The sequence below is a fragment of the Inhella crocodyli genome (assembly GCF_004004565.1).
GTDB classification, from domain to species: domain Bacteria; phylum Pseudomonadota; class Gammaproteobacteria; order Burkholderiales; family Burkholderiaceae_C; genus Inhella; species Inhella crocodyli.
Window position 1 is genome coordinate 503126 of sequence record NZ_SACM01000003.1, and the last position, 13453, is coordinate 516578.

Below are 13453 nucleotides of genomic sequence, written 5' to 3' on the forward strand. Positions count from 1 at the left end.
TGCCTGAGAGAGACACCCCATGGACATCTTTGACTACGACCACGTGCAACTGCTGCCCCGCCAGTGCCGCGTGAACAGCCGCAGCGAATGCGACCCCAGCATCCAGTTCGGCCCCCGCCGCTTCAAGATCCCGGCCGTGCCGGCCAACATGAAGACCGTCATCGACGAGCCCATCGCCGAGATGCTGGCGCGCGAGGGCTACTTCTACGTCATGCACCGCTTCGACCTGGATGCGATGGCCTTCGCCCGCCGCATGCGCGATCAAGGCCTGTACGTGAGCCTGAGCCTGGGCGTGCAGCCCAAGGACGCCGAGCTGGTGCTGCAGTTGGCGCAATCCGGCCTGGGCGCCGACTACCTCACCATCGACATCGCCCACGGCCACGCCGATGCCGTGGAGCGCCAGATCGCCCACATCAAGCAGCACCTGCCCAACGCCTTCGTCATCGCCGGCAACGTGGGCACGCCCGAGGCCGTGCTCGACTTGGAGCGCTGGGGCGCCGACGCGACCAAGGTCGGCATCGGCCCGGGCAAGGTGTGCATCACGCGCATGAAGACGGGCTTTGGCACGGGCGGCTGGCAGCTCAGCGCCGTGAAGTGGTGCGCCCGCGTGGCCAGCAAGCCCATCGTGGCCGACGGCGGCATCCGCCACCACGGCGACATCGCCAAGAGCATCCGCTTCGGTGCCAGCATGGTCATGATCGGCTCGCTGTTCGCCGGCCACGAGGAGAGCCCGGGCGAGACGGTGGTCGAGAACGGCCAGCGCTACAAGGCCTACTTCGGCTCGGCCAGCGACTTCAACAAGGGCGAGCGCCGGCACGTGGAAGGCAAGCGCATCCTCGAACCCATCAAGGGCCACCTGGCCGACACCCTGGTGGAGATGCGCGAAGACCTGCAGTCGGCCATCAGCTACGCCGGCGGCAAGCAGCTGATGGACCTGCGCAAGGTGAACTACGTGGTGCTGGGCGGCGAGAACGCCGGGGAGCACTTGTTCTTCTGAACCGCCACCGACCCGCCGACCCGGCTCAAGGCACGCTGCGCTCGACGCGGTCGTCGACCTGCCCGTTCTTGCGCGTGGCCGTCTCCTGGGTGGGTTGCCAGCTGCGCACGTACTCCACGGCGTAGCCCGTGGCCTTGACCGTGACGCGCAGGTGGCCGGCGCTGGGCAGGATCGTGCCCTGCGCGTAGTGGTAGTCGCGGGCCAGGTTGGCGGCGCTGGTGGTGTTGACGGCGCTGGGCTGGGCCACGGTGAGGTACAGGATGCCGTCGAGCTCTTGGCGGGCGTGCAGGTGGTCGTGGCCCTTGAACACGGCGTTGACCTTGTGCTGCTTGAGCAGCTCGTGGATGGGCAGCCCCCAACCCGGGCGGCGCGCGGCGAAGCCGGCGCTGCCGTCGGCGTTGAGGCCGCCCCACTCGAAGTAGGGCGCGCCCTCCACGCCACCGCGCATTTGCCCGTCCAGGCCCCCCACCAGGTTGTGCACGAAGACGAACTTCATGCGCGCGGTGCTGGTGGCCAGGGTGTCGGCCAGCCAGCGGTACTGGCGCTCGCCCAGGGTGAGGTTCCAGCCGTCCTTGCTGGCCGGTGCGGCGGTGTTCCAGTAGGGGTCGAGCACGATGAACTGCGCGTCGCCCCAGGTCCAGCTGTACCAGGCGGCACGGGCGCCGACGAAGGGGTCGGGCAGGGTGTCGCCGCGATAGAAGATGCCCGGCGCGGGGTTGGCGAAGTACTGCTGCCGCGCCTGCGTGGCCCAAACGGCGAGGTTGCTGCCGCTGCCGTTGTTCAGCCAACCGGCCTCGCCCTCGTGGTTGCCATTGGCCAGGAACAGGGGCACGGCGTGGCTGATGGCGGCGAAGTTGCCGCGCTCGTACACGTAGCGGCGGTTCACCGTCGCGGCGTCGGGGGCCATTTGCACCAGCTCGCTCAAGGGGTCGCTGTGCTTTTCGGTCATGAAGGTGTCGCCCAGGTCGACGTGGAAGTCGGGCCGGTCGGCGAGCACGTTTTGCAGGGTGCGCTGGTAGACGGGGAGGCTGGAGTTTTCGTCGAGGTGCGAGTCGGCCTGCACCGTGAACACGAACTCGCGACCGGGCGGCCGGGCGGTTTGGAAGCGCCCCAACACGGCGGCCTGCTCGGTGCCGGAGGGGGGCGTCCAGCGCAACTCGTAGTTGTAGGCCGTGTCGGCCAGCAGGCCGCCCAGGGACAGCACGCTGACGCCATTGGCCTGCAAGGCCACGGCCCCCGAATCGACCGCCGCACCGCCCCCGCTGGGCTGCGCGCGCACGAACACGCTGCCGGTGGCGCCCGTGGCCAGCACCTTGAACTGCACGGTGCTGCCGGTGGGGGCACCGACCAAGACGTTGCCGTCGAACCGGGTCGGTGCCGGTGCCGGTGCCGGTGCCGGTGCCGGTGCCGGTGCGGGTGCGGGTGCGGGTGCGGGTGCGGGTGCGGGTGCGGGTGCGGGTGCGGGTGCCGGTGCCGGTGCGGGTGCAGGGGCTGGTGCAGGCGCCGGGGCCGGCACGGGGCTGGGGGCCGATCCCCCACCGCCGCAGGCGCTGAGCACGAGGAGGGCGCAGGCTGCGGCCTGGCGATGGGCGTGAGGCTTCATGGCAGTCGGTAGCTGAAGACGGTGGTGCCGTGCGCACGGCTGGGGGTTTCGTCGCGCGGCAGGACGCTGCGCACGTACTCGACCTGCACGCCGTCGGGCGAGACGCGCACGCGGGTGTAGCCCGTGTTGGGGTACTTGTCGCCGCTGGCAAACGCGTCGGCGTTCCACAGCGTGTAGTTCGGGTCGGCGGGCTGCGAGAGGGTCTGGTAGGTCACCCCGTCGAGCTTCTGCCGCACCCACACGTGGTCGTGCCCTTGGAAGAACACGGTCACCCCGGTGCGCGCCATGAGGCGGTGGATGGGGTCGGCCCATCCCGGACGCTGGGACAGAAAGTCGAACACGCCGTTGAGGCTCTCGCCGCCCCACTCCCAGCGCTTGGCCAGCTCCACCCCTCCTCGGCCGGTGCCCATCACGTGGTGGGCGAACACGAACTTGTAGCGGGCGTTGCTGGTTTCCAGCGTGCGCTTGAGCCATTGGTACTGCGCGTCGCTGTGGGTGACGTCCCACAGGCTCTGCTTGGGCTTGCTGCTGCCGAAGACGTTGTCCACCGCCACGGGCGAATGCCAGTAGGGGTCGATGACGACGAACAGCGCGTCGCCCCAGTTCCAGGCGAAGTAGTTGCGCAGCAGGCCGATGTGCTCGACCGGCTGCGCGTTGCCGCTGTAGAAGCCATTGGGGGCAGGCTGGGCGTAGAGGCCGTTGCGGGCGTTCTGCGCCCACACCGCCACGTTGTTGGGCGTGCCGTCCAGCAGGTAGGCGGCCGCCTGTTCGTGGTTGCCATTGACCAGGAACAGCGGCGCCTGGCGGCTGACGGTGTGCAGGAAGGGCCGCTGCAAGGTGTAGCGCTCGAGCACCTTGGCACGATCGATGGTCGCGGGGTCGAGCGTGTCGACGCTGAAGTCATCGCCCATCAACACGTAAAAGTCGGGCTGGTCGGCCGCCACCGACTGCAAGGTCCGGGTGTACAGATCGGGGTCGAACTGGGTCTTGAGGCGCTCGGGGTGCGAGTCGCCCTGGATGGCGAACGTGAAGCTGCTGCCTGCGGGCCGGGCCGTGTGGAAGTTCCATTCGTCGCCCGGCGCTTCGTTGGCGCTGCCGGTCGGCTGGAAGTACAGGCGGTAGTAACAGCGGGTGTTGGCTGGCAGGCCGGTCAAGCTGAGCTCGACGGCCTGCCCCGCCTCGATGGCCACCGCGGGGGTCGTTTGGCCCAACTGCCCACTTTGCGCGCCGTAGGCGATGCGCACCGTGCCGCGCTGGGTCGGGCTGTAGACGTTGGCCTGCACGCTGCTTGCCGTGGGGCTGCCCAGGGCCACGCTGCCGCTGAAGCTGCTGGTGCCCGGCACGGGCGCGGGGCTCGGGGCGGGGGCCGGGCTGGGGGCGGGACTCGGTGCGGGTGCGGGTGCGGGTGCGGGCGCCGGTGCGGGGGCAGGCGCCGGTGCAGGCGCGGGGGCCGGGGTCGGCGTGGGGGCCGAACCGCCGCCGCCGCAGGCGCTCAAGACGAGGCTGAGGCACAGGGCCAAAGGCCGGCGTGCCGGGGGTCGATGTCGGGGGGTCGGGCTCATGCGGCCATGCTAGGAAGGCGCCCGCCGCGCTGCGTGACAGGCCTGTCATTCAAGCCCCGCGCACGCTGACAGATTCGTCATCGACCGCGTCCGCCGCACGGGCCCAATGGGATCTCGTTTCAACCTCCCTTGGAGATCGGCATGAAGACTTCCCTTTGGGCCTGTGCGGCCTGTTTGGTGGGCGCCTTGGCCGCGGCCGCGCCGGTGGGCGCCGCGCCCACGCCCGAGCACGCGGCGATGAAGGCGCAACTGGCGCAACAGAAGCAAGACATCGAGGCCACCAAGGCACGGCTGGAGGCGGCCAAGCAGCGCAAGGACGCCAACGCCGTGGCCGCCGAACGCGCCGCCTTGCAGCAGAAGAAGCAGGCCCACGAGGCCTTGAAGCAGCAGCTGCACGCCGCACGCGGCCCCAAGCGCTGACGCGCCAGGCGCCGCGGGCTCAGGGCACGAAGCTCAGGGTCTGCGGCGCACCGGCTTCCACCCAGCGTTGCTGGGGCCGGTAGCTGACCACCAAGGCCCGCTCCAAGGCGGCGGGCAAGCTCATTCGCAGTTGGCGCACCGGCGCCGGGGCCTGCGCCTCGGCCCGCACCACGGGCCCCTGGGCGCCGTGCACGTGCTCGCCCAAGGCCTGCTGCGCCGCCTGCTGCTGCAGGGCCTGGTGAAGCTCGCTCGCGCTGGGCCACTGCCAGCGCACGATGCGCAGGGCCTCGCCCTCTGGGGTGTGCAGCTGCCACTGCGACTCCACCAGGGCGCGCAGCCGGGCCAACGGCGCCTCGAGCGCCGAGGCCGGTTCGCTGGCCACGCGGAACAAGAAGCTCGCGGGCGCTTCGTCCGGTGCGCTCAGGTCGCGCAGCACGTCGGCCCAGTCGAGATGCCATTGCGCCTGCACGCTGCGCTCGGCGTGCACGACCAAGGTGAGCCGGTGCGCGGCCAACTCGTGTGCGAACGAAGGGGCCAGGGGCGACCAAAGCGCCAGCAACAGGGCCAGGGCAGGCCCCCGCCGCGCGCCACGGAACAGGGCGGGCTTCATCGGCAGTACGTGACGTCGGGTTGCGTGCCCGCCCCCTGGGCGGTGGCGAACTGGAAGGTCCAGCAGGCCGACTTGCCCCGGTTGGCGTTGGTGGCCAGGGCCGCACTCAAGGCCTCGCCCTGCAAGGCGCGATAACGGATGCGGTAACTGCCCGGCACGTTGGCGTAGGCGTCCGAGCCGTTCTCGGTGGTGGTGAAGCTGCGGGCGCTCGTGAAGGCCAGCACCTGCGCACCATCGGCTTCGGTGCTCAGGCTCATGCCCGAGACCGGGAACGGCGTGACGGGGGGGGGCCGCATCGGGCTGAACTTGGCCGACTGCCCCGCCAGATCGGGGCTGGGCACGCCGTAGAAGCAACTCAGCACGTAAGGCGCCTGCTCGGTGACGTGGTACGCGTAGCCGCTCGGGGCGTTGGCGTTGGGCTTGGTGTTGCCACCGCAAATGGCATCGCGCTGGGCCACTTGGCCATCGGCATCGTTGTAGCCCAGGATGGCGTAACCGTCCAAGGCCCAGCCCACCGGGTGCGTGTCCCAGTAGCTGGCCGGCTTGTCGGCCATCAAGCACACCGGGGCCGCGTGGTAGTGGTAGTCGTCGGCGCGCCCGGCGTGGCCATTGCACACGTCGAGCTCGCCCAGGACCTTGGTGTCGCCGTTCTGGCAGCCGCCCTGCTTGCAAGGGTTGAAGAGGGGAACGCCGTCGATGGCGATGCCGATGGGCCCGTCCACGGCCGAGGTGGGCGCGGCCGCGGGCGTGGGCTGCAAGGGGATGCGCCAAGCGTGGCTGCCCAGGAAGTTTTGCGCCGTGGGCACCTGCAGGTTGGTGGCCGTGATGCCGTCCATCATGCGGCGCGACGACAGGCCGGTGCTGCTGACGTAGGCGTACTGCCCGTCGCAGGCCACCGCCGCCTGCGCATTGGGGGTGCCGGCCAGCGAGGCGCGCACGCGCTGGCAAGCGGCCGACAGGCCCGGGCTGTTGGCGTCGCGGGTGTGGCTCAGGGTCAGGCTGGCGCTGCCCAGCAGCAGCGGCTGCAGGGCGGCCAGCAGCTGCTCCCCCGTCACGGCACTGCCCGCGGGCAAGCGCGAGGCCACCGAGTCGGACAAGGCGTACACGGTGAAGGTGTAGCTCTTGGTGCCCAGGCCCTGCGAGCACGGGGCTTGGTAACCCCGGTAGGGCCCGTCGCTGCCCACGCCGGTGAGACCCGGGCCGAGCGCATCGCGCACCAAGGCCGTCGTGGCGGCCGGGATCTGGTGGAGCACCCAGTTGTACTTGGTGCTGCCGTCGGCGGGCACGGTGCTCATCAACAGCGCCCACTCCCGCGTGCCCGCAGGTGCCGGGCCCCAGCTCAGCGCCGGGCTGGAGCCCATGCCGTCGCAGCTGTACTCGGCCGGCAAGGTGACCGTCCCGGCACTGCTGCTCAGCGTGAACGCACTCGGGGCGGGTGCTGGTGCTGGTGCTGGTGCTGGTGCTGGTGCTGGTGCAGGTGCGGGTGCAGGTGCGGGTGCAGGTGCAGGTGCGGGTGCAGGTGCAGGTGCGGGTGCAGGTGCAGGTGCAGGTGCAGGTGCAGGTGCAGGCGCGGGCGCGGGCGCGGGCGTTGGCACGCTGGCGCTGCCCCCGCCGCCGCAGGCGGTCAGCGCCACGCACAGCAAGGGCCAAAGACGGGGAGGGCGGGGGGGCAGTTCGCGCATGAAAGGGCTCCTCGGATGGGGCCCTTTCACTCTAGGCAGGGGATCCTCGCGTTCGATGACATCGCGGTCATCGGTCGCGGCGTTGCGGCAAGCGGACCTCCATCACCACCTGGTCCGGCGGGCTGTCGAGCAATCGCAAGTCGCCCCCGTGGGCACGGGCGATCTCGCGCGCCAGGCTCAAGCCCAAACCGCTGCCTTCGCGCCGCGCGGCGGTGGTCGACGGCACGCGGTAGAAGCGCTGGAACAAGCGCGCCCGCGCTTCGGCCGACAAGGGCTCGCAATCGTTGCGGAAGCGAACCACCGCCGCCTCGCCGTCGCGGCGCGCGCTCAGGCTCAGGCGCCCACCCGGCACGCCGTAGGCCAGGGCGTTGCTGAGCAGGTTGTTGAACAGCTGGCGCAGCAGCACGAGGTCGCCATTCACCGGCAAGGGCGCCTGCACGTCGGCTTCGAGCTGCCGGTGCTCGGCCAACAAGGCGGCGTCTTGCACCAGCTCGTCCAGCACGGGGCCCAGGTCCACCGGCTCGTGGGCCACCTCCAAGTGCCCGGCGTCGGCCCGCGACAGCAGCAGCAGCTGCCGCACCGTGCTGGACAGCCGGTTCACCGCGTCCAGCATGGCCCCCAGCTCCGCCTGCAGCTCGCGCCCGTGGCTGGCCCCAATGGCCCGCTCCAGGCGGCCTTGCAAGACCGTCAGGGGCGTGCGCAGTTCGTGCGCGGCATCGGCCGAAAAGCGGGAGGCTTGGTGGAAGCTGGTCTCCAGCCGGGCCAGCATGGTGTTGTAGGCCTCGACCAGCTCGCGCAGCTCGCGCGGCTCTTGCCCCGTCGGCAAGCGCTGGTCCAAGCGGTCGGGGCGCTGCTGGCGCATGGCCTCGCGCAGGCGGTTCAGCGGCCCCATCATCAACTGGGCCAACAGGGCGGCGCTGCCGGCGGCCAGGGCCAAGGCCACGGGCAGCATCAGGCCCAAGGTGCGCCACAGCAGGGCGCGCCACTCGGCCTGCAGCGGCCCCAGGTTCACGGCGAGCCAGGCCGTGCCGGCCTTGGTGCGGTTGCGGGCCACGCGCCAATCGCCCTCGGCGTCGGTGTGGGCCGCCACCTCGCAGCGCCCCAAGGGGTCGGCGCGCGTGCCGTTGCCGGCCAGGGCCTTGGGCGTTCGCCAGGCCAGCGACAGGCTGGCCAAGCCCGCCGGCTCGCCGCCAGCTGCGGCGGCGTCGTCGCCGTCGAAGTGGCGCTCCAAGCGCAGCTGGTGCCGGTCCTCCAAGCCCAACTTGCGCACGACGTCGTCCAAGAGCCGCAGCTCGTCACCCCGGCCCTCGCGCTTGGGGCTGACGACCCGGCGGGCCTCGAGGCACAGGCGGGCCTCCAACTGTTCCAGCCCGGCCTGGCGCAGCGCCGAGCCCCCCAGCACCACGAGGGCCAACACGGCCAACAAGATGACCGCCAGGGCCGACACGAAGAGGCGCAAGCGCAGCGACATGGCGGCCCTCAAGGTTTGCGAAAGCGGTAGCCCACGCCCCGCACCGACTCGATCCAGCCCGGCCCTTCCGGCCCCGCGTCGGGCTCGGCATCGGCCAGGCGCTGCCGGATGCGCTTGACGCAGACGTCGACCACGTTGGTGGCGGGGTCGAAGTCGTAGCCCCACACCTGCTCCAGGATCTGGGCGCGGCTGAGCACCTGGCCGGCCGAGCGCATCAAGAACTCCAGCAGCGCGAACTCACGGCTCGTCAGTTCCACCGGCCGCGTGCTCAGGCACACGGTGCGCTTGATGCGGTCCAGCACCAGCGGGCCCACCCGCAACTCGCTTTGCCGCTCCCCCTGCACGCGGCGGCACACCGCCTGCAGCCGAGCGGCGAGCTCTTCCACGAAGAAGGGCTTGCCCAGGTAGTCGTCGGCGCCCAGGGCCAGGCCCTGGATGCGGTCACCGACCTCGTTGCGCGCCGTCAGCAGCAGCACCGGCGTGCGCACGCCCTCGCCGCGCAGGGCCGCCAGCACGTCCAAGCCGTCCCGGCCGGGCAGCATCAGGTCCAGCACGATGGCGTCCCACTGCGGCTCGCGCGCCAGCGCCAAGCCGGTGTTGCCATCGGTGGCCACGTGCACGGCCATGCCGCGCGCGCGCAGCCCCGACTGCACGAGCTCGGCAATGTCGGCTTCGTCCTCGATCAGCAGCAGGTTCATGGCGCGGGGGCGGTCGGCATGCCGCCGATTGGAACGGACGCCGGGCCCCCGCGCATGACAAAGCGGTCATCCGGGTCGCCCCCCAGCCACGCCCCCTGCCGGGCGGGGTTAACGTTCGCGCTTTGTTCACGCCCCCCGGAGACCCCCATGCGCCACGCCCTCGCCCTTGCCCTCGTTTTGACCGCCGGCCTGACCGGCACCGCCCACGCCGGTGAGGTCGTCGGCCTGGGCGGCAAGTGCCTCGACGTCAAGGGCAAGAAGAGCGACGACGGCACGGCCACGCAGCTGTGGCAGTGCAACGGCGGCCCCAACCAGAAGTGGCAGATGACCCGCGCCGGCGAGCTCAAGGGCTTTGCCGACAAGTGCCTGGACGTGGAAGGCGGCAAGACCGACGAGGGCACGCCCGTCATCCTCTACACCTGCAACGGCGGCGCCAACCAGAAGTGGCGCTTCGAGAAGGGCGCGCTGGTCGGCATCGGCGGCAACTGCCTGGACGTGAAGGGCAACAAGTCCAAGGACGGCCAGCCCCTGGTGCTGTACCGCTGCACCGGCGGCGCCAACCAAAAGTGGAAGCTGCGCGGCTGACACGCCCCAACGTTCTCAAGGACCGCCCCATGCTGCTCGGCCTGCGCACCGCCATCTACCCCGCCCCTGATTTGGAGGCGGCCAAGCGCTGGTACGCCGAGCTGCTGGGGCAGGCGCCGTACTTCGACCAACCGTTTTACGTCGGCTTCGCCGTGGGCGGCTTTGAGCTGGGTCTCGTGCCCGACGCCACGCCGGGCACCAACGGCGCGCAGCCCCTGTGGGGCGTGGCCGATGTGGACGCCGCACTGGCCCGCGCCCTGGCCTTGGGCGCCACGCCCTTGGAGCCGGCCACCGACGTGGGCGAGGGCATCCGCGTCGGGGCCGTCACCGACCCCTTCGGCAACCGCCTGGGCCTGATCCAAAACCCGCACTTCGACGCCAGCGCGGTGCGCTGAGGGCCACCAGAGCCACCCGGGCCGGGAGGCGTGTCGATCCCGAGGCGGCTCGGACGTCGTCAGCGCACGAACGTCCCTCCACGCGGAGCCCTGCATGACCCGAACCCTCTTCATCAGCCTGCCGGTGCGCGACCTCGCCGCCTCGACGGCCTTCTACCAAGCCATCGGCTTCACGCCGAACCCCGCGCTCAGCAACGCCGAGGGCGCCGCCATGGTGTGGAACGAGGCGGTGCAGGTCATGCTCGTCACGCTGGCCAAGTGGCGCACCTTCACACAACGGCCCTTGCCCCCGGCGGGCTCGGCCGGGCTGATGCTGTCGCTCTCGCTGGACAGCCGCGCCGCCGTGAACGCCATGAACGAGGCCGCCGCGGCGCACGGCGGGCAGGCCGACGTGAACCCGATGGAAGACCTCGGCTTCATGCTGACCCGCGACTTCGCCGACCCCGACGGCCACCTGTGGGCGGCGCTGTGGATGGACCGCCAGGCCGGCGGCTGAGGGAAGGCGGTCTCAGCGGGCCGCGTGCAGAACCAAACCGCCCTTGAGCAGCACCGGCGCCACGTGCGTGAAGCCGGCCTCCCGCAGCGTCAGGCGCTGCTCCTCCACGCTCATGTAGAGCTGGTCGTTGGACATGCCGCCATCGCCCGCGAAGTGGTCGCACACCAGGTAGCGGCCGCCGGGCGCCAACACGCTGCGCACCTGCCGGTGCAGCCCCAAGGCATGGCGCTTGTGGCGCAGCTCGTGCACCGCTTGGTGGGTGATGACGTGGTCGAAGGGGCCCAGCCCCGCCACCCAAGCCGGGTCCTTGAAGCTGCGCTCGACGAACTGCACCCGCTCTACCGCGCCGCCCAGGCGCGCCCGGGCCATCGCGTGCATCGGCGCCGAGAAGTCCAGCGCCGTGTAGCTCAGGTGCGGCAGCGCATCCAGCAGGTGCTTCGCCAAGAAGCCCGGGCCCGAACCCAGTTCCAGCACGCAGCGCGCTTGGCCTGCGCTGAGCTCTTCGGCGAACTGGGCGAAGAAGTCGGCGCGCCACGGCCGGCGGACCAAGGCCAGCTCGGCCCATTGCTGGGCATCGGTCGGGTCGCGCAGGTCGATGGGGCTGGGGACGTCAGGGGTGGGCATGGTGGGCAGACGCTGGTGTCGTGTGGATCAGGGTGCGAAGGTTGGCAGGTACCGAGCCGTCGCACCGAGTCGAGAGTCGGAGATTGCCCGTCCACAAGCAATTGCACGCGCGTCACCGCCCGGGTGCCGAACTACGAAGGGTCGCGTCATGCGGGGGGTGATGCCTTACCGATTCCATCGTAGGCATCGCCGAGTGAGGCGAATCCTGGGGCCAGCCAATACGGATGCTCACCACGGTTGGCGAGTAGCCGAAGGAGCAGATCGGTGAACGAGGTGGCAATGACGGGCGTACAGCCTACAACCCCGTGTGTCTCATGGAAGGAGTCGTAACACCGCCCGCGATGGCCCGGCCCCAGGTCGATCGACAGGTAGTCGCCATTGCCATCCTCGGCCACGGAAAACCACGAGTCTGAGATGTCGCCGCACTGAGCACTCCCGACGAGCCGGAGGTTCGTCGAGACGAGGTCGGACGGCGCCACGATGTTGAACTGAAAGCCCGCCCCACTGAAGAGCGTGGCGCCCCCAGCGACCAAGTAGAAAGACCTCAGGTCCTCTGGAAGCTCGAATCCATGCGGAAGCACGGGCAACCCATTGGGTGGCTTGAGGAAGCAACCTTGCGTGGAAGCAATCTGAGCGATTGTTTGTTGTAGCGACTGCATGCTGTAAGCGGGTGGCTGACCATCCCATCTGGACCCACGTGGGGCGACAGTTTGGACTCGTTCCCGGTCGGCTCGGATTCAGTAGACCGTACGGTGACTGCCGCCCACGATTGCCCGAACCTGACCGCCAAGGTCCCCCATCGGATTCACCCCATCGCCTCATCCAATGCCATCAACAGCCGGCCGATCTCCTCCGCCGTGTTGTAGTGCGCGATCGAGATTCGCACGACGCCCCCCTGCTTCTCCAGCCCCAGGGCTTCGATCAGGCGCTTGGCATAGAAGTCGCCGAAACGGATGCCAATGCCATGCGCGTCGACCTGGCGAACGATGGCTTCTGAATGGCGACCCTCGACCACAAAGCTGATCGTCGGGACGCGCTCGCCCGCCGTCACCGACGGCAAGCCCATGATGCGGACGCCGCGTCGCTCGCGCAGCCAGCCCAGCACCTGTTCCGCAAGGGCATCCTCATGGCGTGCAAACGCGTCGAAGGCCAACTGCATGCGGGCGCGGTCATCACCCACCGCGCCGAGTTCGGTGCCCACGTCCTTCAGGTAGTCGGCAATGCCCGCGCAGCCGTACGACAGCTCGTAGTTCACGTTGCCCCGCTGCAGCTTGTAGGGAATGACCTCGGGGCCGATGAACCCGTGGTTGAGGCTGGGCAGCGACAGCAGCAGGTCGCGTTGGACCCACAGGACGGCGTAGTGGGGGCCGAACACCTTGTAGAAGCTGAACACGACGGCGTCGGCCTCGCAGGCCTGGACGTCGACGAGCCGGTGCGGCGCGTAGGCCACCGCGTCGACGCACAGCCGCGCGCCAACCGGGTGGGCACGGCGCGCCACCTCGGCCACCGGGTTGACGGTGCCCAGGATGTTGGACGCGTGCGTCATCGCGACCCACTTCGTGCGCGGGCCGATCAGCGGATCCAGGTCTTGCAGGCGCAGGCCCAGGCTGGGGACATCGACGGGCCAGATTCGAACGACGACACCCACCTGGGCGAGCCGAGCCCATGCACCGATGTTGGCCTCGTGGTCCGACTCGGTGACGATGACTTCATCGCCCGGCTGCAGGCCCGGGCGGAGTGCGTCCACCAGGGTGCCGATCAGCGCCGTGGTCGAAGGCCCCATCACGATCTCGTCGTCGTGGACGGCATTGACCAAGGTCGCCACGGCACGGCGGGCGCCCAGCACGCGATCGCCTGCCTGCTGCGAGGCAAGGTAGCTGGCGCCGAGTTGCACGTTGTCGTGCAGCAGGTAATGACGGATTCGGTCGGCGACGCGGGCGAGCACTTGCGACCCCCCCGCGTTGTCCAAGAACACGGTGTCGGAGGCGAGCGCAGGAAACTCGGATCGGATGCGCGCGAGGTCGAGCGTGGCTGGGGGCAAGGTGGGCTCCTTCAGTGGGGCCCATTGTGTTGGCCTCGCCCGGCAGGGCCATGCGACTCAACACCTGGCTTCGCTGAAGGCCTGCCGCGAGCCCGGAGGCCGCGAGTGGTCAGTTGACGATTGCCTTGCCGCCGACGGCTAACGACCCCTAGCAGCTTTAGCCTTTACCGTGCGCCGCGCTCGCACGGCCGAGAAAGTGGCCATCAGCACCCACCAACCAACTTGCTTACTGGACAGCTCACCGCCGGCAGCATGCGCGACTGTTTCCA

The 13453-nt window shown here is 70.2% G+C and carries 15 protein-coding genes; 6 read left to right on the forward strand and 9 right to left on the reverse strand.

Going from position 1 to position 13453, the window contains the following annotated elements; genetic code table 11:
- Positions 1 to 19: 19 nt before the first annotated feature.
- The gene (locus tag EOD73_RS13145) at positions 20 to 997 is read left to right on the forward strand and encodes a GMP reductase (RefSeq protein ID WP_127683460.1); all 978 of its coding nucleotides are present in this window, start codon (positions 20 to 22) and stop codon (positions 995 to 997) included.
- Positions 998 to 1022: 25 nt separating this feature from the next.
- On the opposite strand, the gene EOD73_RS13150 is transcribed toward EOD73_RS13145, so the two are convergent.
- Both EOD73_RS13150 and EOD73_RS13160 read right to left on the reverse strand, forming a co-directional pair.
- Positions 1023 to 2600 (reverse strand): metallophosphoesterase family protein, encoded by a 1578-nt coding sequence (locus EOD73_RS13150; RefSeq protein WP_164846076.1) that lies wholly within the window; start codon positions 2598 to 2600, stop codon positions 1023 to 1025.
- Positions 2597 to 4162 (reverse strand): metallophosphoesterase family protein, encoded by a 1566-nt coding sequence (locus EOD73_RS13160; RefSeq protein WP_164846077.1) that lies wholly within the window; start codon positions 4160 to 4162, stop codon positions 2597 to 2599. The genes EOD73_RS13150 and EOD73_RS13160 overlap by 4 nt, the downstream gene beginning before the upstream one ends.
- Before the next feature lie 141 nt (positions 4163 to 4303).
- Here EOD73_RS13160 and EOD73_RS13170 point away from each other — a divergent pair, with 141 nt between their 5' ends.
- Complete coding sequence (locus EOD73_RS13170) at positions 4304 to 4582, forward strand: hypothetical protein (RefSeq protein WP_127683463.1); 279 nt, start codon at positions 4304 to 4306, stop codon at positions 4580 to 4582.
- A gap of 19 nt (positions 4583 to 4601) precedes the next feature.
- On the opposite strand, the gene EOD73_RS13175 is transcribed toward EOD73_RS13170, so the two are convergent.
- The gene (locus tag EOD73_RS13175; protein WP_127683464.1) at positions 4602 to 5192 is read right to left on the reverse strand and encodes a hypothetical protein; all 591 of its coding nucleotides are present in this window, start codon (positions 5190 to 5192) and stop codon (positions 4602 to 4604) included.
- Complete coding sequence (locus EOD73_RS13180) at positions 5189 to 6580, reverse strand: YHYH protein (protein WP_164846078.1); 1392 nt, start codon at positions 6578 to 6580, stop codon at positions 5189 to 5191. The genes EOD73_RS13175 and EOD73_RS13180 overlap by 4 nt, the downstream gene beginning before the upstream one ends.
- Positions 6581 to 6627: 47 nt before the next feature.
- On the opposite strand from EOD73_RS13180, the gene EOD73_RS17575 reads away from it, so the two are divergent.
- Complete coding sequence (locus EOD73_RS17575) at positions 6628 to 6876, forward strand: hypothetical protein (protein ID WP_164846079.1); 249 nt, start codon at positions 6628 to 6630, stop codon at positions 6874 to 6876.
- Between the two features lie 65 nt (positions 6877 to 6941).
- Here EOD73_RS17575 and EOD73_RS13185 read toward each other — a convergent pair whose 3' ends face one another.
- A complete protein-coding gene (locus tag EOD73_RS13185; RefSeq protein ID WP_127683466.1) occupies positions 6942 to 8345 on the reverse strand; it encodes a sensor histidine kinase in 1404 nt (467 codons plus the stop codon).
- Between the two features lie 8 nt (positions 8346 to 8353).
- Positions 8354 to 9043 (reverse strand): response regulator transcription factor, encoded by a 690-nt coding sequence (locus EOD73_RS13190; protein WP_127683467.1) that lies wholly within the window; start codon positions 9041 to 9043, stop codon positions 8354 to 8356.
- A gap of 147 nt (positions 9044 to 9190) precedes the next feature.
- On the opposite strand from EOD73_RS13190, the gene EOD73_RS13195 reads away from it, so the two are divergent.
- The 3 genes from EOD73_RS13195 (at position 9191) to EOD73_RS13205 (ending at position 10519) form a co-directional block, all read left to right on the forward strand.
- The gene (locus EOD73_RS13195; RefSeq protein WP_164846080.1) at positions 9191 to 9628 is read left to right on the forward strand and encodes an RICIN domain-containing protein; all 438 of its coding nucleotides are present in this window, start codon (positions 9191 to 9193) and stop codon (positions 9626 to 9628) included.
- Between the two features lie 29 nt (positions 9629 to 9657).
- On the forward strand, positions 9658 to 10023 hold the full coding sequence (locus EOD73_RS13200) for a VOC family protein (protein WP_127683469.1): 366 nt from the start codon (positions 9658 to 9660) through the stop codon (positions 10021 to 10023).
- A 94-nt stretch (positions 10024 to 10117) separates the two neighbouring features.
- Positions 10118 to 10519: a VOC family protein gene (locus EOD73_RS13205; RefSeq protein WP_127683470.1), complete on the forward strand. Its 402-nt coding sequence runs from the start codon at positions 10118 to 10120 to the stop codon at positions 10517 to 10519.
- Between the two features lie 12 nt (positions 10520 to 10531).
- Here the strand turns inward: EOD73_RS13205 and EOD73_RS13210 are convergent, their stop codons facing one another.
- The 3 genes from EOD73_RS13210 to EOD73_RS13220 all read right to left on the reverse strand — a co-directional run bounded on the left by EOD73_RS13210 (position 10532) and on the right by EOD73_RS13220 (position 13184).
- Complete coding sequence (locus EOD73_RS13210) at positions 10532 to 11143, reverse strand: class I SAM-dependent methyltransferase (protein ID WP_127683471.1); 612 nt, start codon at positions 11141 to 11143, stop codon at positions 10532 to 10534.
- Positions 11144 to 11289: 146 nt separating this feature from the next.
- Positions 11290 to 11802, reverse strand: coding sequence for an SMI1/KNR4 family protein (locus tag EOD73_RS13215; protein ID WP_127683472.1), 513 nt, complete (start codon positions 11800 to 11802; stop codon positions 11290 to 11292).
- 146 nt (positions 11803 to 11948) lie between these two features.
- The gene (locus tag EOD73_RS13220) at positions 11949 to 13184 is read right to left on the reverse strand and encodes a cysteine desulfurase-like protein (protein ID WP_127683473.1); all 1236 of its coding nucleotides are present in this window, start codon (positions 13182 to 13184) and stop codon (positions 11949 to 11951) included.
- Positions 13185 to 13453 lie beyond the last annotated feature (269 nt).

Coding starts and splice junctions, on each gene's coding strand:
- EOD73_RS13145 (WP_127683460.1), top strand. CDS start 20: ATGGACATCTTTGACTACGACCACGTGCAACTGCTGCCCCGCCAGTGC.
- EOD73_RS13150 (WP_164846076.1), bottom strand. CDS start 2,600: ATGAAGCCTCACGCCCATCGCCAGGCCGCAGCCTGCGCCCTCCTCGTG.
- EOD73_RS13160 (WP_164846077.1), bottom strand. CDS start 4,162: ATGAGCCCGACCCCCCGACATCGACCCCCGGCACGCCGGCCTTTGGCC.
- EOD73_RS13170 (WP_127683463.1), top strand. CDS start 4,304: ATGAAGACTTCCCTTTGGGCCTGTGCGGCCTGTTTGGTGGGCGCCTTG.
- EOD73_RS13175 (WP_127683464.1), bottom strand. CDS start 5,192: ATGAAGCCCGCCCTGTTCCGTGGCGCGCGGCGGGGGCCTGCCCTGGCC.
- EOD73_RS13185 (WP_127683466.1), bottom strand. CDS start 8,345: ATGTCGCTGCGCTTGCGCCTCTTCGTGTCGGCCCTGGCGGTCATCTTG.
- EOD73_RS13190 (WP_127683467.1), bottom strand. CDS start 9,043: ATGAACCTGCTGCTGATCGAGGACGAAGCCGACATTGCCGAGCTCGTG.
- EOD73_RS13195 (WP_164846080.1), top strand. CDS start 9,191: ATGCGCCACGCCCTCGCCCTTGCCCTCGTTTTGACCGCCGGCCTGACC.
- EOD73_RS13200 (WP_127683469.1), top strand. CDS start 9,658: ATGCTGCTCGGCCTGCGCACCGCCATCTACCCCGCCCCTGATTTGGAG.
- EOD73_RS13205 (WP_127683470.1), top strand. CDS start 10,118: ATGACCCGAACCCTCTTCATCAGCCTGCCGGTGCGCGACCTCGCCGCC.
- EOD73_RS13210 (WP_127683471.1), bottom strand. CDS start 11,143: ATGCCCACCCCTGACGTCCCCAGCCCCATCGACCTGCGCGACCCGACC.
- EOD73_RS13215 (WP_127683472.1), bottom strand. CDS start 11,802: ATGCAGTCGCTACAACAAACAATCGCTCAGATTGCTTCCACGCAAGGT.